General features: G+C 71.6%; 20 protein-coding genes. 9 read left to right on the forward strand and 11 right to left on the reverse strand.

What is annotated here, in order from left to right:
- Positions 1–97: 97 nt before the first annotated feature.
- The 5 genes from GQQ93_RS05975 to nagB are packed head-to-tail and all read left to right on the forward strand — an operon-like array spanning position 98 to position 5,271.
- Entirely contained in the window at positions 98–1,084 is a 987-nt protein-coding gene (locus tag GQQ93_RS05975) for a carbohydrate ABC transporter permease (RefSeq protein WP_157423294.1), read from the forward strand.
- Complete coding sequence (locus tag GQQ93_RS05980; RefSeq protein WP_246192108.1) at positions 1,081–2,040, forward strand: carbohydrate ABC transporter permease; 960 nt, start codon at positions 1,081–1,083, stop codon at positions 2,038–2,040. The genes GQQ93_RS05975 and GQQ93_RS05980 overlap by 4 nt, the downstream gene beginning before the upstream one ends.
- Positions 2,037–3,569 carry a glycoside hydrolase family 3 protein gene (locus GQQ93_RS05985; protein ID WP_157423295.1) on the forward strand — a complete coding sequence of 511 codons (1,533 nt, stop codon included), beginning with the start codon at positions 2,037–2,039 and terminating at the stop codon, positions 3,567–3,569. The genes GQQ93_RS05980 and GQQ93_RS05985 overlap by 4 nt, the downstream gene beginning before the upstream one ends.
- A complete protein-coding gene (locus tag GQQ93_RS05990) occupies positions 3,566–4,501 on the forward strand; it encodes an ROK family protein (protein ID WP_157423296.1) in 936 nt (311 codons plus the stop codon). Before GQQ93_RS05985 ends, GQQ93_RS05990 begins: the two co-directional genes overlap by 4 nt.
- A complete protein-coding gene (nagB, locus tag GQQ93_RS05995; RefSeq protein ID WP_157423297.1) occupies positions 4,486–5,271 on the forward strand; it encodes a glucosamine-6-phosphate deaminase in 786 nt (261 codons plus the stop codon). The genes GQQ93_RS05990 and nagB overlap by 16 nt, the downstream gene beginning before the upstream one ends.
- A 92-nt stretch (positions 5,272–5,363) precedes the next feature.
- Here the strand turns inward: nagB and GQQ93_RS06000 are convergent, their stop codons facing one another.
- Positions 5,364–5,951 (reverse strand): TetR/AcrR family transcriptional regulator, encoded by a 588-nt coding sequence (locus GQQ93_RS06000; RefSeq protein ID WP_157423298.1) that lies wholly within the window; start codon positions 5,949–5,951, stop codon positions 5,364–5,366.
- A 109-nt stretch (positions 5,952–6,060) separates the two neighbouring features.
- On the opposite strand from GQQ93_RS06000, the gene GQQ93_RS06005 reads away from it, so the two are divergent.
- Entirely contained in the window at positions 6,061–7,155 is a 1,095-nt protein-coding gene (locus GQQ93_RS06005) for a hypothetical protein (RefSeq protein ID WP_157423299.1), read from the forward strand.
- Between the two features lie 16 nt (positions 7,156–7,171).
- Here GQQ93_RS06005 and GQQ93_RS06010 read toward each other — a convergent pair whose 3' ends face one another.
- From GQQ93_RS06010 to GQQ93_RS06050, 9 genes are all read right to left on the reverse strand, one after another.
- Positions 7,172–7,546, reverse strand: a complete 375-nt coding sequence (locus tag GQQ93_RS06010; RefSeq protein ID WP_157423300.1) for a YrdB family protein — start codon at positions 7,544–7,546, stop codon at positions 7,172–7,174.
- Between the two features lie 25 nt (positions 7,547–7,571).
- Entirely contained in the window at positions 7,572–8,444 is an 873-nt protein-coding gene (gene purU / locus GQQ93_RS06015) for a formyltetrahydrofolate deformylase (protein WP_157423301.1), read from the reverse strand.
- 59 nt (positions 8,445–8,503) lie between these two features.
- The gene (locus GQQ93_RS18190) at positions 8,504–10,354 is read right to left on the reverse strand and encodes a sigma-70 family RNA polymerase sigma factor (RefSeq protein WP_170296135.1); all 1,851 of its coding nucleotides are present in this window, start codon (positions 10,352–10,354) and stop codon (positions 8,504–8,506) included.
- Positions 10,355–10,779: 425 nt separating this feature from the next.
- Entirely contained in the window at positions 10,780–11,973 is a 1,194-nt protein-coding gene (locus GQQ93_RS06025) for an N-acetylglucosamine-6-phosphate deacetylase (protein WP_246192110.1), read from the reverse strand.
- Positions 11,974–12,759, reverse strand: coding sequence for a DeoR/GlpR family DNA-binding transcription regulator (locus tag GQQ93_RS06030; protein ID WP_157423303.1), 786 nt, complete (start codon positions 12,757–12,759; stop codon positions 11,974–11,976).
- The gene (locus GQQ93_RS06035; RefSeq protein ID WP_157423304.1) at positions 12,756–13,628 is read right to left on the reverse strand and encodes a class II fructose-bisphosphate aldolase; all 873 of its coding nucleotides are present in this window, start codon (positions 13,626–13,628) and stop codon (positions 12,756–12,758) included. Before GQQ93_RS06035 ends, GQQ93_RS06030 begins: the two co-directional genes overlap by 4 nt.
- Positions 13,625–14,623, reverse strand: coding sequence for a 1-phosphofructokinase family hexose kinase (locus GQQ93_RS06040; RefSeq protein WP_157423305.1), 999 nt, complete (start codon positions 14,621–14,623; stop codon positions 13,625–13,627). Before GQQ93_RS06040 ends, GQQ93_RS06035 begins: the two co-directional genes overlap by 4 nt.
- Positions 14,620–15,597 (reverse strand): ROK family protein, encoded by a 978-nt coding sequence (locus tag GQQ93_RS06045; protein WP_157423306.1) that lies wholly within the window; start codon positions 15,595–15,597, stop codon positions 14,620–14,622. The genes GQQ93_RS06040 and GQQ93_RS06045 overlap by 4 nt, the downstream gene beginning before the upstream one ends.
- A 6-nt stretch (positions 15,598–15,603) precedes the next feature.
- Positions 15,604–16,473: an SIS domain-containing protein gene (locus GQQ93_RS06050; RefSeq protein WP_157423403.1), complete on the reverse strand. Its 870-nt coding sequence runs from the start codon at positions 16,471–16,473 to the stop codon at positions 15,604–15,606.
- 396 nt (positions 16,474–16,869) lie between these two features.
- On the opposite strand from GQQ93_RS06050, the gene GQQ93_RS06055 reads away from it, so the two are divergent.
- The 3 genes from GQQ93_RS06055 to GQQ93_RS06065 all read left to right on the forward strand — a co-directional run bounded on the left by GQQ93_RS06055 (position 16,870) and on the right by GQQ93_RS06065 (position 20,152).
- Positions 16,870–18,123, forward strand: coding sequence for an extracellular solute-binding protein (locus tag GQQ93_RS06055; RefSeq protein WP_157423307.1), 1,254 nt, complete (start codon positions 16,870–16,872; stop codon positions 18,121–18,123).
- A gap of 236 nt (positions 18,124–18,359) precedes the next feature.
- Complete coding sequence (locus GQQ93_RS06060) at positions 18,360–19,223, forward strand: carbohydrate ABC transporter permease (RefSeq protein WP_246192112.1); 864 nt, start codon at positions 18,360–18,362, stop codon at positions 19,221–19,223.
- Positions 19,223–20,152: a carbohydrate ABC transporter permease gene (locus tag GQQ93_RS06065; RefSeq protein ID WP_157423309.1), complete on the forward strand. Its 930-nt coding sequence runs from the start codon at positions 19,223–19,225 to the stop codon at positions 20,150–20,152. The genes GQQ93_RS06060 and GQQ93_RS06065 overlap by 1 nt, the downstream gene beginning before the upstream one ends.
- 148 nt (positions 20,153–20,300) lie before the next feature.
- On the opposite strand, the gene GQQ93_RS06070 is transcribed toward GQQ93_RS06065, so the two are convergent.
- Positions 20,301–21,128, reverse strand: coding sequence for a DUF559 domain-containing protein (locus tag GQQ93_RS06070; RefSeq protein ID WP_157423310.1), 828 nt, complete (start codon positions 21,126–21,128; stop codon positions 20,301–20,303).
- Positions 21,129–21,244 lie beyond the last annotated feature (116 nt).

Raw genomic sequence — 21,244 nt, forward strand, 5'->3', positions numbered from 1 at the left:
CCCCGCTTCCCTGCAACGAACTCGACCGGCGCCGGTGCCGCGAGACGTACCATCAGTCATACCCCGCGTCCCCCCGCGGACACCCGGAGGAAGAGCCATGAGCGCAACCCTCGCCGAGCCTGACGCAACGCCGCGCACGCCGACCACGAAACCGCCCCGTCCCCCCAAGGGCGCCCCCACCGCACCTCGCAGGAAGAAGCCGGTGCAGTGGGCCCCCTGGGCGCTGCTCGCCCCGAGCATCGCGCTCCTCGTCGTGATGGTCGTCTACCCGACGATCGTGATGCTCGTCACCTCGTTCACGAACCTCGAGATCAAGAACAAGATGCTGGGCACGTCGCCCGACTTCGTCGGGTTCGACAACTACATCGAGATCTTCACCGACTCGCAGTTCCCGCAGGTGCTCGCCCGGAGCCTCGGCCTCATGGTCGTGCTCACCGTCCTCATCGTCGTGTTCGGCATGCTCATCGCGCTGACCATGACGAAGCTCTCGAAGGCCTGGCGCCTCGCGGTGTCCGTCTCGCTCCTCTTCGCGTGGGCGATGCCGCCGCTGGCCGCCACCGTCGTCTGGGGGTGGATGTTCGACACCGACTACGGCGTCATCAACTGGGCCCTCAACACCATCACCGGCACGCAGGACTGGCGCGGTCACGGCTGGCTCGAGAACCCCTGGTCCTTCATGATGGTGCTCGTCATCATCGTCACGTGGCAGAGCATCCCGTTCGCCGCGATCACCTTCTACGCCGGACTCGGCCAGGTGCCCGAGGAGGTCATCGAGGCCTCGTCGCTCGATGGCGCCAGTGCGTGGCAGCGGTTCCGGCTCATCGTCCTGCCGTACATGCGCAACGTGATCACGGCCGTGCTCGTGCTCGAGACCATCTGGAACCTGCGCATCTTCACGCAGGTGTACGCGCTGCAGCAGCAGGGCGGCCTTGCGAGCGAGACCAACGTGCTCCCGACTTACCTGTTCCGGCAGGGGCTCGGCGAGTTCGGCACCACGGCGGCCATCGGCGTGTTCATGGTGATCCTGCTCATGGCCATCTCCTACTTCAACGTCCGCAACTCCCTGAAGGATGAAGAGCTGTGAGCATCAGTCCTGGAATGCAGCTCGCCGAAGAGCCCGGCTCGATCGCGGCCGAGACCCGCGCCGCCACCACCATCGGCGACGGCGGCCGCCTCGGCCGTCGCGCCGGCCGCCGCAGGGGCCTCCTCGGCCGCCTCGGCCTCAACATCTGGGCGCTCGTCATCATCGTGTGCTCGATCTTCCCGGTCTACTGGATGGTGAACATGTCGTTCACCCCGTCCAACCAGATCATCAGCCGCAACCCGAGCCTGCTGCCGCTCGACTTCACGTTCAAGAACTACATCACGGCGTGGACGCGCGAGGCGGCACCGGGCCAGACCGACTTCCCGCACGCGCTCATCTCGAGCATCACCGTGGGGCTCGCCGTCGTCGTCGTCTGCGCGATCCTCGCCTTCCTCGCGTCGATCGCCCTCGCACGATTCGCGTTCCGCGGCCGGGTGTTCTTCATCGTCGCCGTGCTCGTCGTGCAGATGGTGCCCGGCGAGGCGATGATGTTCACGATCTACAACATGATCGACGACTGGCGCCTCATGAACACGCTCCTCGGCCTGTTCATCGTGCACCTGGCCGCCGTGGTGCCGTTCACGATCTGGACCCTGCGCGGCTTCGTGAAGGGCGTGCCCGCCGAGCTCGAGGAGGCCGCGATGATCGACGGCTGCACGAAGGCGCAGGCGTTCTGGAAGGTCACCTTCCCGCTCATGGCGCCCGCCCTCGTCTCCACCGGCATCTTCGCCTTCATCCAGAGCTGGAACGAGTTCCTGATGGCGCTCCTCCTGCTCAAGGGCTACAACCTCACCCTTCCGCCGTGGCTCAACTCGTTCCAGTCGGCCACCGAGGCGACGAACTGGGGCGCGGTGATGGCGGGCTCGACGCTCATCGCCCTCCCCGTCGTCATCTTCTTCCTCTTCGTGCAGGGCCGCATGGTCGGCGGCCTCGTGAACGGGGCCGTCAAGGGATGAGCACCGAGAACCAGACCGGTGCGGCCGCACAGCTGCACCGGGACATCCTGACGACCCTGCTGCCGGGCTTCGACGGCCCGGTCGCCCCCGACTGGGTGCTCGCGCGACTGCGCGACGGCCTCGGCGGCGTGTGCCTCTTCGGCGAGAACGTCGTCGATCCCGAGCAGCTGCGGGCGCTCAATGAGAGCCTCCGCGGGGCGAATCCCGAGGCCGTCATCGCGATCGACGAGGAGGGCGGCGACGTCACCCGGCTGTTCTACGACCGCGGTGCGCCGTTCCCCGGCAACGCCGTGCTCGGCCGCATCGACGAGCTCGAGCTCACTCGCCGCGTCGCGGCGGAGGTGGGGCGCGCCCTCGCGGCCACCGGCTGCACGGTGACGTTCGGCCCCGACGTCGACGTCAACGCCAACCCCGACAACCCGGTCATCGGCGTGCGCAGCTTCGGCGACGACCCCGTGCTCGTCGCCCGGCACTCGGCCGCGTGGGTCGAGGGGCTGCAGCAGACGGGCATCGCCGCGAGCGCGAAGCACTTCCCGGGCCACGGTGACACGGCGACCGACTCGCACCTCGCGCTGCCCGTCGTCGACGTGCCGCTCGAGACGCTGCGCGAGCGCGAGCTCGTGCCGTTCCGCGCGGCGATCGAGGCGGGCACCCGCACGATCATGACCTCCCACATCCTGATCCCGCAGCTCGATGCTGAGGCTCCGGCCACCCTCTCCCCGCACATCCTGCACAGCCTGCTCCGCGGGGAGCTGGGTTTCGTGGGCGTCATCGTCACCGATGCCCTCGACATGAAGGGGGCGAGCGGCGCGCACGGCATTCCCGAAGCCGCAGTGCGCGCCCTCGCCGCCGGGTGCGATCTGCTCTGCATCGGCTCGAAGAACACCGACCCGCAACTCGATGAGATCGTCGCGGCGATCGTCGAGGCGATCGATGCGGGCCGGTTGCCGGCCGATCGGGTCCGGGACGCGGCGGCTCGGGTGCGCGCTCTGGCCGCGACGGCTCCCGCGGTGCCCGAGGGTCCGGTGGCGCCCGACGTGATCGAACCCGCCCACGACGACGAGGAGATCGCCCGGGTGGTCGCCTCCTTCGAGGTCGCCGACTCCGTGCGGGGGCGTCTGCTCGGGGCACCCGGCGTCGGCACGGTCGTGCGCGTCGACACGGTGGCGAACATCGCCATCGGCTTCGCACCGTGGGGGCCCTTCGCCGCCGAGGCCGTCGCCCCGCAGCCGTCGTGGCTCAGCCGCGCCGAGCTCGTGCCGGTCGCACCCGGCGAGGTGCTCGACGATCCGGCCGCGCTCGCCGGCCCAGTGCTCGTCGTCGGCAAGGACCTGCACCGCCACGCCTTCGCCCGCGAGGCGATCGACGCGATCCGCGCCGTGCGCCACGACGTCGTGACGATCGACATGGGCTGGCCGTCGCACGACCGCGGCTACGCGGACGTGGCGACCTACGGCGCCTCGCGCCTGCTCGGCGACGCGGTGCTCGCGTTCGTCGACGGCGCGCTCGCACCCGTGGGCGCGCGGTGAGGCTCGGCATCGACATCGGCGGCACCAAGACCGCGGCGGTCGCGCTCGCCGAGACGGGCGAACTGAGCGACCAGGTGCGAATGCCGACCGGGTTCGGCGCCGAGGCCGTCGTCGAGACGGCGCTGCGCACCGTCGAACGGATGGCGGAGCTCTCGGGCATCGGCCAGGCCGCGTTCTCGTCGATCGGCATCGGGATCCCCGGTGCGGTCGACACCGTCACGGGCCGCGTCGCGCACGCCGTGAACCTCGGGCTGGAGGGACTCGACCTCGGGCCCCGGCTCGCCGACCGGCTGGGCGTCGACGTGCGCATCGAGAACGATGTGAAGGCTGCGGCCCTCGGTGCGCATCACCTCCTCGCGGCGCACGGGGCGTCCGCCCCGTCGGCCGATCGCTCGATGGCCTACCTCAACCTCGGCACCGGCCTCGCGGCCGGGATCGTGCAGGGCGGCCGTCTGCTGCGCGGCGGCCACGGCGTGGCGGGCGAGATCGGGCACATCCCGATCGATCCGGCGGGCGAGCTCTGCGGCTGCGGCCAGCGGGGCTGCCTCGAGACCGTGGCCTCCGGCTCGGCGATCGCGCGCATGTGGCCGTCCGAGGCCGAGCTGCCCGCCCGCGAGCTCTTCGACCGGGCCGAGGCGGGCGATGCCGAGGCGATCCGCGTCCGCGAGCGCTTCCTCTCCGGCGTGGCAGCGGCGGTGCGCCTGCTCGTGCTCACGACCGACGTCGACGAGGTCGTGATCGGGGGCGGGCTCGCCGCTCTCGGCGACCCGCTCGTCGACGGAACTCGCCGTATCCTGAACAGGTGGGCCGCCGACTCGGCGTTCCTCGCCTCTCTCGGGCTCGCGGAGCGGGTCCGGGTCATTCCCCTCGGATTTCCGGCAGCCGCCGTGGGCGCTGCCCTGGTAGGAGTTGCGCAATGGCAGAAGTCGTAGTCGTCGAAGACGAGCAGGCAGCGGGAGAACTCGTCGCCGGATCGATCGTCTCGCTGATCAGGCAGAAGCCCGACGCCGTGCTCGGGCTCGCGACCGGCTCGACGCCGCTCGCGAGCTATCGGGCGCTCGCGTCGCGCATCGCGGCCGAGGCGATCGACGTGCGCGGGGTGCGGGGTTTCGCGCTCGACGAGTACGTGGGCCTGCCCGTCGGGCATCCCGAGAGCTATCGTGCGGTGATCACCCGTGAGGTCGTCGAGCCGCTGGGGCTCACCCCCGAGCTCGTGCGGGTGCCGAACGGCGACCCGGCGACGATCGAGCACGCCGGCGCCGACTACGAGGCGGCGATCACGGCCGCCGGCGGCGTCGACCTGCAGATCCTCGGCATCGGCCGCACCGGTCACATCGGATTCAACGAGCCGGGCTCCTCGCTCGCGTCGCTCACGCGGGTGAAGACGCTCACCGAGCCGACCCGCGTCGACAACGCGCGCTTCTTCGACTCGCCCGAGGACGTGCCCATGCACTGCATCACCCAGGGCATCGGCACGATCCTGCGGGCCCGCCACCTCGTGCTGCTCGCCTTCGGCGAGGCGAAGGCCGAGGCCGTCGCCGCGGCGGTCGAGGGCGGCGTGTCCGCGAGCCAGCCCGGCTCGGCGATCCAGCTGCATCCGCACGCGACCGTGATCGTCGATGCGGCGGCCGCGTCGCGCCTCGCGAACCTCGAGTACTACCGGCACGCCTGGGCGAACAAGCCGGCCTGGCAGGGCATCTAGCTCGCTGCGAACGACACGGATGCCTCGGACGGGATGCCGCCCGAGGCATCCGTCGTGCTCGGACTGCGACACCCCGCCGACGCGCGCGCCGGTCAGTGGGGGAGCGCCCCGGGGAGCGCGGCGAGGTAGCCCTCCTCGTCGAAGTCGTCGAAGAGCTGGCGCTGGATCATGAACCCCTGGCCGAGCGCCATCATGATGGGCAGATCACGGGCGAGTCGGGCCTCGACCTCGTCGGCGGGGTAGTTGACGAGGTACCACGGGCGGATCGCGTCGCCGAAGGTCTCGCGGATCGCGCGGACGGGGCCGCGCACCGTGGCGCCGAGCTCGGTGTCGGTGACGGCCGCCGCCCAGAGCTGCACCAGCAGCCGGGTGTCGAAGTGCGCGCGCATTCCGCGCAGCACGGTCGCGAGCACCTCCCCGGGGGTGAGCGGAGCCTCGCCCTCCTGCTGGCGGGCCGCGATCTCGAGGCGTCGCTGCCCGAGCGTGCGCTGCGCGACGGCTGCCAGCAGTTCGACCTTGCTGGGGAAGTGCCCGTAGATGGCCCCGGCCGAGAGCCCGGCCTCGGCGATGATATCGGCCATCGAGGCGCCGTCGAGCCCCTTCGCGGAGAACGCGCGCAGGGCGGCGTCGAGGATCTCGTCGCGCCTCGCCGCACGGTACTCATCGCTCACCTTGGGCATCGGCCGCCTCTCGCTCAGAAAACCGAATGATCGTTCTTGACAAGCATAGGAGGCGCGCGCATTCTATAAAGAACGAATGTTCGTTTTGGGTTCGACCTCGGAGGAGAACATGGCACACACGGATGCCGGGCAGTCGCGTACGCCGATCGCGCGCGTCATCGGGCTCGGCCTCGCGCTTGCGGCGGTCGTCGCAGTCATCGTGCTGGCCTTCGCCTGGCCCTCGGTGACGGCCGAGCCCAAAGACCTGCCGATCGCCATCGCCGGGCCCGCCGAACTCACCGCCGCCGCCGAGCAGGCGGTCGACGCGCAGCAGCCCGGAGCGATCGCCTTCGTCGAGGTCGACGACCGCTCGTCCGCGGTCGCCGCGATCGAATCCCGTGAGGTGTACGGAGCCGTCGTGCTCGGCACCGAGCCCGAGGTGCTCAGCTCCTCGGCGTCGAGCGCCGTCGTCGCACAGTTGCTGAACGGCGTCGCCACCGGGCTCGAAGAGGGGGTCAACGCCCAAGCCGCCGCTGCAGCCGCGGCAGCGGGGGCGCCGACCGCCCCGCCCCACATCGACGTCGTCGTCACCGACGTCGTGCCGCTCGCCGAGAGCGACCCCCGCGGCACCGGGCTCGCCGCCGCGCTCTTCCCGCTCGTGCTGGGCGGAATGCTCGGCGGGATCGCGATCTCGCTCACCGTCATCGGCGCGATGCGGCGGGTGCTCGCGGTCGTCGTCTACGCCGTCACCGGCGGACTCGTGCTCACCGGCATCCTGCAGGGATGGTTCGGCGCGCTGCAGGGCGACTACTGGGTGAACGCCGCGGCGATCGCCCTCGCGCTCGCCGCCATCGCGGCACCCATCACCGGGTTCGTCGCGCTCATCGGACGAGCGGGCATCGCCGTCGGCCCCGTCGTGATGCTGCTCTTCGCGAACCCCATCTCGGCGGCCGCGATCCCGAAGGAGTTCCTGCCGGTGCCGTGGGGCGAGGTCGGCCAGTGGTTCCCGCCGGGCGCCGCCGCGACCCTGGTGCGCGAACTCTCGTACTTCCCGGCCGCCGACACGACCTTCCCGTGGCTGGTGCTCGCCGGCTGGGCCGTCGGCGGGCTCGCGCTCTCGGTGCTCGGCCACTTCCGCACCGCGGGCGGTGCCGAGTCCGACGCGGAGGCCGATGCCGTGGCCGACGCCGAGGCTGAGGCCGCGGCCGCGGCCGGCCGAGCCTGACCCCGACGGGAGGCGGTCAGCCCGCGAGCTCCTTGCGGCCGTTGATGATGCCGCTCACCGCGGCCACCACGGCGAAGACGACCGCGACGACGGGCTGACCCAGCATCCACCAGCCGATCGCGGCGGCCGAGAAGATCGCGATCTCGACGAGCGCCTTGCCGAACGGGTCGATGCGGAAGACCGCCTTCGGCGACATGAACAGCGCCCAGGCGACGATCGCGAGGAGCGGCGCGCCGAGGCCGATGAGCACGCCCGGCCACGGCAGCGGGAAGGCCATGAACCCCCAGATGCCGAGCGACACGAAGGCGAACAGCTCGAGGAAGAACCGGAGGATGTCGTTCGGGCCGATCTTCGGCTGGGCCTGCTGCGGGGTCTCGGGTGCGGTGCTCACAACCCTCGAGTCTACCCGCGACGATTCAGCGGAAGATGATGGTGCGGGCTCCGTCGAGGAGCACGCGGCGCTCGGCGAACCACTTCACCGCCTGGCTCAGCGTGCGGCTCTCCTCGTCCTGACCGATCGCGACGAGTTCGCCAGGGCTCCGCGAATGGTCGACGCGCACGACGTTCTGCTCGATGATCGGCCCCTCGTCGAGGTCGCTCGTGACGAAGTGGGCGGTCGCGCCGATGAGCTTCACGCCGCGGGCGTGCGCCTGCCGGTACGGGTTCGCGCCCTTGAAACCCGGCAGGAACGAGTGGTGGATGTTGATGCAGCGCCCGGCGAGCTCTTCGCAGAGCTCGGGGGAGAGGATCTGCATGTAGCGGGCCAGCACCACGAGCTCGATGTCGTGCTCGTCGACCGCGTCGAGGATGCGTCGCTCGAAATCGGCCTTCGACGCGGCGTCGGTCACGGCGGCGGCCTCGAACGGCACCCCGTAGAAGTCGACGAGGTCGCGGAGCGTGCCGTGGTTCGAGAGCACGAGCGGGATCTCGACCGGCAGTTGGCCCGCGCGCTGGCGGAAGAGCAGGTCGTTCACGCAGTGACCGGCGGTGGAGGCGAGCACGAGGGTGCGGAGCGGTCGCCCGACCTCGTCGAGGTGCCACTGCATGCTCCAGCGCTCGGTGACGGGGGCGAGTGCCGCCTCGAACTCGGCGCGGGTCGCCCGCGACTCGACCTGCAGCCGCATGAAGAAGCGCCCGGTGTCGAGGCTCGCGAACTGCTGGCTCTCGGTGATGTTGCCGCCCGAGGCGACGACGGCGCCCGAGATCGCGTGCACGATGCCCGGTCCGTCGGTGCAGCTCAGGGTCACGACCCAGTGGTACAGGTGATCGGGCGCGGCAGCGGTGGTCATCCGCCCAGATTACCGGGCGGTGGATGCCTCGGCCGCCGAACCGGCCGCTCGATGCCGGGTCACCAGTCCGCCTCGGCGGCAGGTCCGGTTCGCCCGTCGACCAGGTAGCGCACGCTGACGCGGTCGGCGAGGAGCCAGCGCCATGAGCCGTTCGACTCCGTGGCGCGGCCGGCCGGGTTGAGCGTGTAGGTGCCCGCCCGCTCGCCGTCGATCTCGAGCGCGATCGTCGCGCCGGGGACTCCGGAGAAATCGAGTCGGTGCAGCCGGGCTCGGACCGCGGGCGCCTGGAGGGTCACGGGGACGACGGCCGGGTCGGAGACGTTGCCGGCGCGATCGGTCTGCACGAGTTCCAGGGTCGTGGTCCCGGCACGGAGCTCGCGCGGGCCGATGCGCCACGCGCCCGACCCGTCGGCCTGCGTCGTCCAGCTCCGGCCGTCGTCGGCGGTGGCCGTGACCGTCGCGCGGGGCTCGGCGCGCCCGACGAGGTCGGGGTCGACGAGATCGCCCGCGGTGTCGACCCGCTCGACGACGGGAGGCAGCGCCTCGGTGTCGCCGGGCTGGGGCGTCGGCGTCGGGGTGGGCGTGGGGGTCGGGGTGGGCGTGGGAGTGGGCTTCGGGGTCGGCGTGGGGGTCGGTTCGGGCGTGGGGGTCGGCTCGGGCGCGACGCTCGGCGTCGGCGCCGGGGGAGCCGGTTCGACCGGAGGCAGGCCGGGCGCTTCGTCGGCCGAGCCGTCGTCGCCGGTCGTCTCGTCGAGCTCGGGCGCGCCTGACGGGATCGGGGCCGGCGCGGTGGGCTCGGGAAGGATCGAGGGCGCCTCGGCCTGGTCGTCGGGCGCGGGCTCGCGCACCTCGCTGATCGGCGCCGCGAGCGGCTCGTTCGTCGGCGTGAGGCTCGGCGCGACGACGGCGACCGCGACGACCGCCGCAGTCAGCACGAGTGCGCCGGCCCCGATCGCGACGCCGGTGCCGCCGATGGCGCCGACGAGCCCGCCGCCGGCCGCGGTGCTTCCGCCGGCTCCGGCTCCGGCTCCGGCCGTCCCGGTGCCTGCGCCTCCTGCGCCGCCGGTCGCGGCGGCGGCTCCCGCGGCGATGCCGCCGGCGCCCATCGCGTACTCGGCGACGGGTGCGCCCTGCGACAACCAGGCCGAGTACGCCGTCGCGCCGCCGACGCCGGCGGCGAGGGGCAGCAGCACGAGCGCAAGCCGCGATCCGACCTCGCGCGCCTCGGCGGCGACGATCGTGCAGCGGGCGCAGTCGTCGAGGTGCGATTCGAGCTTCGTGGTGTCGCGCGGCCGCAGCTTGCCGCGCGTGTAGCTGCCGAGCCGGTCGATCGTCCAACGGCACTCGGGCTCGGTCGAGTTCTTGAGGTGCGCGCGGATCCACGCCTGGCGGAGCCCTTCGCGGGCGCGGTAGGCGAGGGCGGCGGTGCTGTTCGCGCTCATGCCCACGAGCGGGGCGACCTGCTGCGGCGTCATGCCCTCGACCTCGCTGTACCAGAGCACCTCCTGCCACCTGGTCGGCAGCGAACGGAACGCCTGCGCGGTGGTCGAACGGTCGAGGGCGTCGAGTGTCGCCGCCTCGTTCGTGTCGGGGTCCTCGAACGACTCGAGCGTCTCGAGGTTCGTCTCCTGGCGGGCCCGGCCCCAGCTCGCCGCCGTGTTGCGGATCGTCGTGAAGAGGTACGGCCGGAACGCGGCGGTCGGCCCCTTGCCGGCGAGGATCGCGTCGTAGATGCGCGTGAACGACTCGGCGACGAGATCGTCGGGATCGAGCGAGCTGTAGGAGCGCGCGACGGTGCGGCCCGACGCCGCGTGGCGCTGCCAGAGCTCGGCGTACGCCGAGCGGTCGCCGCGGCGGGTGCGCTCGATGAGGGCGGCATCGGCGGTGTGGTCGGTACGCACGGCGGGCACGCGCGGCTCCTTCTGGCGTTCGGGTCGGGTACCTGAGAGACGCGTCGGCGGGGCGATCATGACGCAGATCAGGGGGTGCGCACAATTCCACCAGATTTTGCTGGGATTCGCGTCATAGATCCGCACCCGGCCCGTCTCATCAGGTGAGGGCATGCAGTTCGCTCTCGACTTCCGCCGTCTCGGTGACCCGAAACTCCGAGACGGAAGCCGGATACCCGCCGGCGGGACCGGAAGCGCCCGGGGAAAAGGGGCGTCTCCGTTCGAACGGCCGGGGCTCCGAGGCGATGGGGAACACGCCTCGGGGCCCCGCCCTTCTCCTCTCCGAGGCACGGCGCGGTTCTGCGAGGCGCCGCGCGGCACGGCGCGGTTCTGCACGGGTGCGCGGCCCGGTCCGGCGCGGCCGACGCGGGCTCAGCAGCGACGGCTCAGCCCAACCGGCTCCCGGCCGACCACACCGCCTGCACGTCGAGCTCGTCGCCGAGCAGCACGGCGTCGGCGGCGTAGCCGCGATCGAGCCGGCCGAGGTCGTGCGCCCGCCCGACGGCCGCAGCGGGCACCGTCGTGAGCGCGGCGATCGCCTGATCGAGCGGGATGCCGCAGTCGACGACGGCGCGGCGCAGCGCCTCGTCCTGCAGCAGGGTCGATCCGGCGATCGAACCCCCGTCGCGGAGGCGGGCGACGCCCTGGTCGACGACGACCTCGAGGGTGCCGAGCAGGTACGCGCCGTCGGCCGAGCCCGTCGCCGCCATCGCGTCGGTGACCAGCGCGACCCGGCCCGGCGCGCCCGCGAAGGCGAGCTTCACGACATCGGGGTGCACGTGCACCCCGTCGTTGATGATCTCGAGCGTGACGTGGTCGGCATGCATCGCCGCGACCACGGGGCCGGGTGCGCGATGGTGGATGCCGCGCATGCCGTTGAACGCGTGCGTCAGGATCGTCGCACCGGCGCCGAACGCGGCGAGCGCCGTGTCGAAGTCGGCGCCGGTGTGCCCGACCGCCACCGCGACGCCGGCATCGACGAAGCGCGTGATGGCCTCCGTCGCCCCCGGATGCTCGGGCGCGATCGTGATCTGGCGCAGCGTGCCGTCGGCCGCGGCGAGGAGGCGCTCGACCGAGTCCGCATCGGCCGTGCGCAGCAGCGAGGGGTCGTGCGCGCCGCGGTAGGCGTCGTCGAGGAACGGCCCCTCGAGGTGGGCGCCGAGCACGCGGGGGTCGCGGCGGGCAAGGCCCGCGATCACCTCGAGCTGCTCGACCAACCGGTCGACCGAGGCGGTGACGAGCGAGAGCACGGTGCGGGTCGTGCCGTGGGCGTTGTGCACCGCGAGCACGCGCTCGATGGCCGCCTCGCCCTCGTCGGCCGACGCGCCGCCGGCGCCGTGGCAGTGGATGTCGATGAACCCGGGGACGAGGAACCGCCCCGAGGCATCCGTCACGCTCGTGTCGGAGGTGAGGAGCGCCCGCCAGGTGTCGCCCAGCCCGCGTTCGGCGACGCTGCCGCTCTCGAAGCGAACCCAGGCGTCGGGCACCGTGTCGAAGCCGCTCACGATCCGCGCCGAATGGACGATCGTGGGCCCGTTCGGGCCGGAGGCGGGGATGGTCGGGACGACTGGGGTGCTCACCTAAGCAACGATAACGTCGTAGCCGTGGTCGGCGAGTCGCGCGAGCTGGGCCTCGGTCACGCCCGAGTCGGTGATCAGGGTCGAGAAGAGGCGCCGCGACCCGATCGCCGCGAACGCCCGCTTGTCGAGTTTCGACGAGTCGGCGACGAGCACGGGGTGCGTGGCCCGTGAGGCCATGAGCGCGTTCACGGCGGCCTCGCGCTCGTCGTGCGACGTGGGCCCGATCGCCGGGTCGATGCCGTTGACGCCGATGAAGGCGTAGTCGAGCGTCACGCTGCCGAGCACCGCATCGGTGTAGGCGCCGACGAGCTCGTAGGAACGTGCGTGCACCACGCCGCCGGTCACGACCGTCTTGATCTGCGGACGGATCGCGAGCTGCATGGCGATGTTGATCGCGTTCGTCACGACGGTGAGGCTCGGGTCGTTCGCCGGCTCCATGATGTCGGCGCGCGACATGAGCGCCTCGACGATCGCCGTGGCCGTAGTGCCGCCGCAGAGGCCGATCACGGCGCCGCGGGGCACCATCGCGCTCGCCGCCCGCGCGATCGCCGCCTTCGACTCGGGGTTCTGCTGGTTCTTGTACCGGATCGGCAGGTCGTACGCGACCGAGTGGGCCACAGCACCGCCGCGGGTGCGGGTGAGCAGCTGCTGGCTCGCGAGCGCATCGAGGTCGCGCCGGGCGGTCGCCGGCGACACACCGAGCTGTTCGACGATCTGCTCGACCTCGACCTGGCCGCCGTCGGCGAGCAGGTCGAGGACGGCGCTCAGGCGCTCCGCGCGATTCATCCGATCCCGTCCTTCCCGGTGGTGCCCGCCGTCACCGGCGAGGCGAACAGCCTCAGCATGCGGCCCGCTTCGATGCGCACCGCGTCGCGGCCCGCCGCGAGGTACTTGCGAGAGTCTACGGCGGCGGGATGCTCCGCGAGGTACTCCCGGATCGCGCCGGTGAACGCCGCATTCAGGTGCGTCGACACGTTGATCTTGGTGAGGCCGGCGGCGATGCCCGCCACGATCGTCTCATCGGGCACGCCGGAGGAGCCGTGCAGCACGAGCGGCACGGGCACGGCGGCGTGCAGCCGGGCGATCAGCTCGAGGTCGAGCGCGGCGACCCGCTCGGTCATCGCGTGCGAGGAGCCGACGGCGACGGCGAGGGCGTCGACGCCGGTCTCGGCGACGAACTGCGCGGCCTCGGCGGGATCGGTGCGGACCCCGGGGGCGTGCGCGCCGTCCTTGCCGCCGATCTCGCCGAGCTCGGCCTCGACGAGCACGCCCGCCCCGGCCGCCCGGGCGACGACCCGCCGGGTGGTCGCGACGTTGTCGGCGAAGTCGAGCTTCGCGCCGTCGTACATGACCGAGCCGAAGCCGCGGTCGATCGCGAGCAGGGCGAGCTCCACGTCTTCGGCGTGGTCGAGGTGCACCGCGACGCGGGCGCTCGAGGCCTCGGCGACGGCGAGCGTCGCGCGAGCGATCGGTTCGAACGCACCGTGGTAGTTCACGCAGTTCTCGGAGAGCTGCAGGATCACCGGGAGCCCGGTGTCCTCTGCGGCGCCCACGAGGGCCTCGGCGGTCTCGAGGTGCAGCACGTTGAACGCGCCGACGGCGGTGCCGGCGGACGCCGCGGCCTCGAGCACGGTGCGGGTGGGGGTGAGCGTCATGCGGTGGTCCTCGGGTCGGTGTTCGGGGCGGATGAATCGGGGTGGCCGGTCACGACGACCTCGGCCTCGAGCCGGGCATGGTCGGGCGAGAGCGCCCCTGCGAGGGGCATCAGCACGGCCGAGGCCGACCACGCCGTGGCGCGTCGGGCGAGGGCCGTCCGCGCCCCGACCCCCTCGGGGCCCGGGTCGCTCGCGAGCGAGGGCATGGCGGCGACGGCGGCGGCGATCGCGGCGACGGCCGCATCGCCGGCGCCGGTTGCGTTGCCGTGCAGCGGTTGCGGCAGCCGGGCGCGCACGCCGTCGGATCGGTCGGCGTGCGAGAGCACGAGCAGCCCCTCGGTGCCGAGCGAGACGAGCACCATCCGCGCGCCGGCCTCGAGGAGCGCGCGCCCGCCCGCGACGGGATCGTCGTCGCCGGTGACCTCGGCGAGCTCGTCGCGGTTCGGCTTCAGCACGGTGGCGCCGGCGCGGGCGGACGCGAGCAGCCCGGGGCCGCTCGTGTCGACGATGACCGGGGTGCCGGCCGCGACGAGCTCGGCGACGAGCCCTGCGAGCTCGTCGGGGCCGAACCCGGGCGGCAGACTCCCGCTGATGACGACCGCCTGGGCGCGTCGGCCGAGCCGGGCCGCCTCGGCGAGGAGCGTTCGGGCCTCGTCATCGGCGAGCCGTGCGCCGTGCTCGTTGAGGATGGTCGTCTCGCCGCTCGCCTCGTCGACGAGAGCGAGGCTGCGTCGCGTCTCACCCTGCACGGGCACGAGCCGGTGGGGGATGCCGCTGCGCTCGAGGTCGGCGGCGAGGCGCGCGCCCGCCGCGCCGCCCGCGGTCGAGAGTGCGAGCACCTCGTGCCCCTCGGCCGCGAGGACGCGCGCGACGTTCAGCCCCTTGCCCCCGGCGCGCGAGACGCCCGTCGGCACGCGATGGGTCTCGCCGGGGCGGAGCTCCGCGAGGTGCCAGGTCAGGTCCTCGGCCGGATTCGGGGTGACGGTGAGGATCACGGTGCCGCCGTTCCGGCCGCGGCGGCTCGGGCCGTCGCGAGGTCGCGTGCGGCGAGGGCGGTGCCGAGCAGGCCCGCGTCGTCGCCGAGCTCGGCGCGGAGGAGCACCGGTCGGCGGTGGAAGCTCAGCAGGGCGTCGACGCGCTCGCCGAGGGGGTCGAAGAGCGCGGGGCCGGCCTGGGAGAGGCCGCCGCCGATGACGACCGCCTCGGGGGCGAGGGTCGCGACCAGGCGGGCGATGCCCTCGGCCAGCGCCTCGATGGCGGAATCCCAGATGTCGCGCGCGACCGGGTCGCCGGCGCCGGCCGCGTCGAGCACCGCACGTGCGCCCGAGACCTCGCGTCCGCTCGCCGCGCGATACCGGCGGGCGATCGCCCCGGCCGAGGCGACCGTCTCGAGGCAGCCGATCGCCCCGCAGGGGCAGCGCTCGCCCTGCGGATCGGCGAGCGAGTGCCCGAACTCGCCCGCGTAGCCGCCGGCCGAGTAGGGCTGGCCGCCGATGAGCATCGAGCTCGCGATGCCGGTGCCGATCGCGAGCACGACGGCGTCGTCGTAGCCGCGGGCGGCGCCCAGGCGGTGTTCGGCGTCGCCCGCGGCGCGAACGTCGTGGCCGAAGGCGACGGGCAGTCCGAGCGTGCGCTCGGCGAGATCGCGGATCGGCGCGTCGCGCCAGCCCAGGTTCGAGGCGAACAGGCCGAGCCCGCGCACCTCGTCGACGAGCCCCGGCACGCTCACCCCGGCCGCGACGACGTCGACCCCGGGGTGGGCGTTGCGCAGCGTGCGGGCGAGTTCGGCGAACGACGCGGCGACCGCACCGGCGGCGTCGCCCGCATCACGCGCGGTCGGCGTGCGACGGAGTCCGAGCACCCGCCCCGCGGCATCCACCATCGCCGACTTCGTGTCGGTGCCGCCGACGTCGAAGGCGAGCACGGCGGCGCCCGGGCCGAGCGGCGTCGGTGGCGCGGTGGCGGTCATCTCGGGTCAGCCCTCGAGGATCACCGAGCGCGTGAGGTTGCGCGGCTGGTCGGGGTCGAGACCGCGGGCGAGCGCCCGGGCGAGCGACACGCGCTGCGCGCGCACCAGGTCGGCCATCGGGTCGAGCGCGCTCGTCTCGAATCGGGCACCGGTCGCGGCGACGTCGCCGGCGAGCCCCTCGGGGGCGGCGCCGAACTGCCAGGTCACGCGGCCGGGCGCGGCGATCGAGATCGGGCCGTGGCGGTACTCCATCGACGGGTACGACTCGGTCCACGACTGCGAGGCCTCGCGCATCTTCAGGGCCGCCTCGTGGGCGAGGCCCACCGAGAAGCCGCGGCCGAGGAAGGTGTACTGCTCGGCGTCGACGAGGGCGGGGTCGAGCGCTTCGGCGAGGGCCAGCTCGGCGTCGGCGACCACGGGTGCGAGGTCTTCACCGAGCGAGGCGCGGAAGAGCGCGAGCGCCGTCGTCGCGAAGCGGGTCTGCACGACCGACTGCTCGTCGGCGAAGGGGAGGGTGATCGCGTCGTCGACGAGGTCGACCAGCGGCGAGGCCGGGTCGCCGATGACGCCGATCGTGCGCACCTTCCCACGCACGTCGCCGACGAGCTGGAGGACCTCGGTCGTCGTGCCCGAGCGGGTGAGCGCCACGACGGCGTCGTAGCCGCGGAGGGGGAACGCCTCGGACGCCGCGAACGCGTCGGTCTGGCCGTGCCCGCCCGACTCACGGAGCCAGGCGTACGACTGGGCCATGAACCACGAGGTGCCGCAGCCGACGACGGCGATGCGCTCGCCGCGGCGGGGGAGGCGCGACTGCTCGTCGCGGAGCTCGGCCGCGCGCGCCCACGTCTCGGGCTGCGAGGCGAGCTCGGCAGCCATGTGGGCGGCGGGGGCGGAAGCGGAAGGCAGGCTCACGTGGGCTCCAGTCGGGTGGTGCGGTCGTCGAACGACGACGATGACGTTGCAATGATTGCAGATGACTGCAACACGTGTCCAACGATCACAGAAAAGATCGTTTACTGCCGAACCCTGCAACCACGGGGTTTAGTGAGGGATCCGAACAAAATCAGGTAACAAATGGCTCTCCAGTCTTGACGGGTGTGCGGAGAGCGGAATAGATTCCCAGCGTCGAGTGAACGTACCTGATCGTTTACTCGCTGAAACGTTCACGAAACTGCACGGATCACCAAGGATCGGTGCAGAATGGACGATCGCATCGACGCGTGAGACCTCATCGTCGTCGGTGCACCACCCATCACAGTGAGGAAGCATCCAATGAAGAAGTCTCTGCGCCTCGGCGCCGCGGTCGCGCTCGCCGCCACCGCCTCGCTGACGCTCGCCTCGTGCGGATTCGGCGGCGGTGACAGCGGCGGCGACTCGGCCGGTGGCAAGACCACGCTCGACCTGCTCGTGCCCAGCTACTCCGACAACACCGAGCAGCTCTGGAACGATGTGATCGACGGCTTCGAGGCCGAGAACACCGACATCGACGTCAAGCTCGAAGTGCAGTCGTGGGACAACCTCGAGTCGGTCGTCACGACCAAGATCCAGGGCGGCGAGGCCCCCGACATCTACAACGGCGGCCCCTTCGCCGGCTTCGCCGCCGACGGCCTGCTCTACGCCGCCGAAGAAGTGGTCTCGCCCGAGACCTTCAGCGACTTCCAGGACTCGTTCATCAAGAACGCCGAGGTCGACGGCACCGCCTACGCCCTGCCGCTCATCGCCTCGGCACGTGCGCTGTTCGTCAACAACGCCCTGCTGCAGCAGGCCGGCGTGAACGAGGCGCCGACCAACTGGGACGAGCTGCTCGGTGCCGCGACCAAGGTCTCGGCGCTCGGCGGCGGCGTGGCCGGCTACGGCATGCCGCTCGGCTCCGAAGAGGCGCAGGCCGAGGCGGCCGTGTGGCTCTGGGGCGGCGGCGGCAGCTTCGGCGACGCCGAGGCGATCACCGTCGACGACCCGTCGAACCTGCCGGGTGCCGAGCAGATCAAGAAGATGATCGACGCGGGCGCCACCCAGGCCGACCCGGGCTCGACCGACCGTTCGCCGCTCATGGACATCTTCATCCAGGGCAAGATCGGCATGCAGGTCGGCCTCCCGCCGACCGTCGGCCAGATCGAGGAGAACAACCCCGACCTCGACTACCAGATCGTCCCGATCCCCACGAAGGACGGCAGCCCCTTCACGCTCGGCGTGATGGACCAGCTCATGGCCTTCAACAACGACGACGGTGCCAAGCAGGAGGCGATCACCAAGTTCTTCGACTACTACTACTCGGCCGACGTGTACGTGCCGTGGGTGCAGACCGAGGGCTTCCTCCCCGTCACGAAGTCGGGCGCAGAGGCGCTGAAGGGCGAAGAGGCGCTCGCTCCGTTCCTCGAGGTGCTGCCCGACGCGCAGTTCTACCCGTCGACGAACCCCAAGTGGCAGGCGACCGACGGCGCGTTCAAGTCGCTCTTCGGCCAGATCCAGTCGAAGCCGGCCCAGGACGTGCTGACCGAGATCCAGGCGCAGGTCGACGCGAGCTGACGCTCGTCTCGATCGCCACACGGAAGGGTTCGGTGACTCCTGCACCATGAGCTCCACAACCGATGCACCATCGAACCCGGCGGGGGGGGGCCCCCGGCCCCCCCCCCCCCCGGGGGGGGGCGGGGGGGGGGCCCCCCCCCCCCCCCCCCGGGGGGGGGCCCCCCGGCCCCCCCCCCCGGGGGGGTGCCGCGGGGGGGGGGGGCCCCCCCCGCGCCCGGCCCGGCGGGCGCGACCTCGTGCGCGCCCTGCCCTGGATCGCCCCCGCGCTCATCCTCATCTTCGGCGTCGTGCTGTTCCCGGCCGGCGTCATGTTCTACAACTCGACCCGCAAGATCTCGCTCTCGGGCCTCGACCAGGGTTCGGTCGGCTTCGACAACTACGTCGAGGTCTTCACGTTCCCGTATTTCTGGCCCATCTTCATCCGCACGATCGTGTGGGTCGTCGTCGTCGTGGCGTTCACGGTGGTGATCTCGCTCGGCCTCGCCCAGATCCTCAACAAGGCCTTCCCCGGCCGCCGGATCGTGCGCCTCGCCGTGATCATCCCGTGGGCAGCCTCTGTCGTGATGACGACGATGGTCGTCTACTACGGGCTCGAGCCGTACTTCGGCATCATCAACAAGTTCCTCGTCGACGTCGGTCTCGTCGCCACGCCCGAGGGCTACGGCTGGACCAAGAACCCGACGACCGCCTTCGCATGGTCGATCGTGGTCGCGATCTTCGTCTCCCTGCCGTTCACGACGTACACCATCCTCGCGGGCCTGGCCACGGTGCCGAACGACACCCTCGAGGCCGCGCGCATGGACGGCGCGGGCCCCGCGCGCACCTACTTCACGGTCGTGCTGCCGCAGCTGCGCGGCGCGCTCAGCGTCGCCGTGCTCATCAACATCATCAACGTCTTCAACTCGCTGCCGATCCTGCGAGTGATGACGGGGTCGATACCCGGCTACGACGCCGACACGATCATGACGATGATCTTCAAGTACATCCAGAACCAGCACAAGGTCGACGTCGCGAGCGCGCTCTCGGTGGTCGCCTTCCTTATCGTCATCGTGATCGTCGCGGTGTACGTGAAGGTCGTCAAGCCGACGCGGGAGATCTGATGACCGTCACCGAAACCCGTGCCATGCTCGCCCAGGGCGGCGACCGCGGAGCATCCGGACACGCCACCGCGCCGCGGAAGCGCCGCTACACCGAAGACCAGGTTTCCCTCGGCAGGGTGGTGCTGCGCACGCTCGCGGGCCTCGTCGTGCTCGTCGTGTTCATCCTGCCGTACCTCATCATGTTCTTCGGCTCGGTGAAGACGAAGGCGCAGATCCGCTCGGTCGATCCCACCTACTTCCCCACGGAGTGGCACTGGGAGAACTACCTCAACATGTGGTCGACGCCCGAGACGCCGCTGCCGCAGAACATGGTCTCGACCATCGTGATCTCGGTGTTCGCGACGCTGCTCGTGCTCGCGGTCGCGCTGCCCGCGGCGTACTACACGGCGCGGTTCCGCTTCCCGTTCCGCATGGTGTTCCTGTTCCTCGTGATCGTCACGCAGATGCTGCAGCCCGCGGTACTCACCTCGGGCCTGTTCCGGCAGTTCGCCGCACTCGGCATGATCGACACCTGGTCGGCGATGATCTTCATCAATGCGGCGTTCAACCTGTCGTTCGCCGTGTGGATCATGCACTCCTTCTTCGCGGGCATCCCGAAGGAGGTCGACGAGGCGGCGCAGATCGACGGTGCGGGGCGGCTCACGGTGCTCTTCCGGATCAACCTGCCGCTCGTGTGGCCGGGCATCGTGACGGCGATCGTGTTCACCTTCGTCGCCTGCTGGAACGAGTTCGCGGCCTCCCTCGTCATCCTCTCGACGGCGGGCAACCAGCCGATGTCGGTCGCCCTGACGAAGTTCGTCGGGCAGTACGAGACGAGCTGGCACTACGTCTTCGGCGTCTCGATCGTCGCGATCATCCCCGTGGTCGTGCTGTTCATGCTCATCGAGAAGCGCCTCGTCGGCGGGCTCACGGCGGGCAGCGTCAAGTAGCTCGCCGCGGTCGAGACGAGCGGATGCCACGGGGCCGGCCCCGTGGCATCCGTCGTCGTGCTCACCGTTTCAGGACGACGGGCGCTGCACAGGATGCTTGCTTCGAATTCCTCCTGAATCGGCGTCGAATGCCTGAAACAGTCGCGGGTCATCGCACGGCGGCGACGGCGACGGCCGTTCGCACTTCGCGTTCGATGGTCTCCCAGTCGTAGAGCACCGTCTCGTAGTCGTAGCGGAACACGACGAACCCCATCAGCACGAGCCGTCGATCCTGGGCGATGTCGCGCTGCCGTTGCCCCTTCGACCGGTGGAACTCGTACCCGTCGACCTGGACCACGACGCAACCCTCGACGAGGAGGTCGACCGGGTGCCCGTCGAGCCGAACCTGCTGCTCGACGGCGAGCCCCGATCGGCACAGCCGGGCGTAAGGGATCGACTCGATGCCCGAGTCGGAGAGCTGTGATGCGCCCCGCCGTATCCGTTGGGCCGCCGAGCTGCGCATCGGGAGCTGCCGGAGCAGGCCGACGCTCACTGCCCCGGTGCGCAGCGCCGACTCCCAGGTGGCGAGCGCGCTGTCGAGGGGCTGACAGTCGGCGATGTCGATCAGCGCATTGACCACGGGGTCGACGAGTTCGAATCGGTGTGGCCGGATGGGGCCGTGCCCCCAGTGCACGACATCGTCGCGCGGATCGAAGCGCGACGCGTTCCGTGGCACGCACAGGTGGCGCCGGCCGTCGTCGAGCGTCCACAGCCCGTGGTGGCGTGCCGCGCTCAGACAGCCGAGTCGGCCGCTCACCTGGGCGGCTCGGCGAAGGTCGAACGGCGCGCCGGGGAGCGCGAGCCAGCTCCGGCGGATTCTGCCCACCTCCTTGCGGGCGATCGCGCCGCGGACGGCGTACCGCGTGAATCCCGCCGCGACCGCCTCCTCGACGTGCCTGATCCGGCCGTTGGCTTCGAGCCAGTCGTGAAGTCGCATGTGCGGAATCCTCGCTGAGGACGATCGATCGCGGGCGTGCGATGGGCAGAATCCGGATGGCTCGCTGCGACGCGGCACGGTGGAGGAGCCGTTCCTGATTCAGGCGATCGGACGCC

The sequence above is a fragment of the Agromyces lapidis genome, from assembly GCF_009749405.1.
Classification (GTDB): Bacteria; Actinomycetota; Actinomycetes; order Actinomycetales; family Microbacteriaceae; genus Agromyces; species Agromyces lapidis.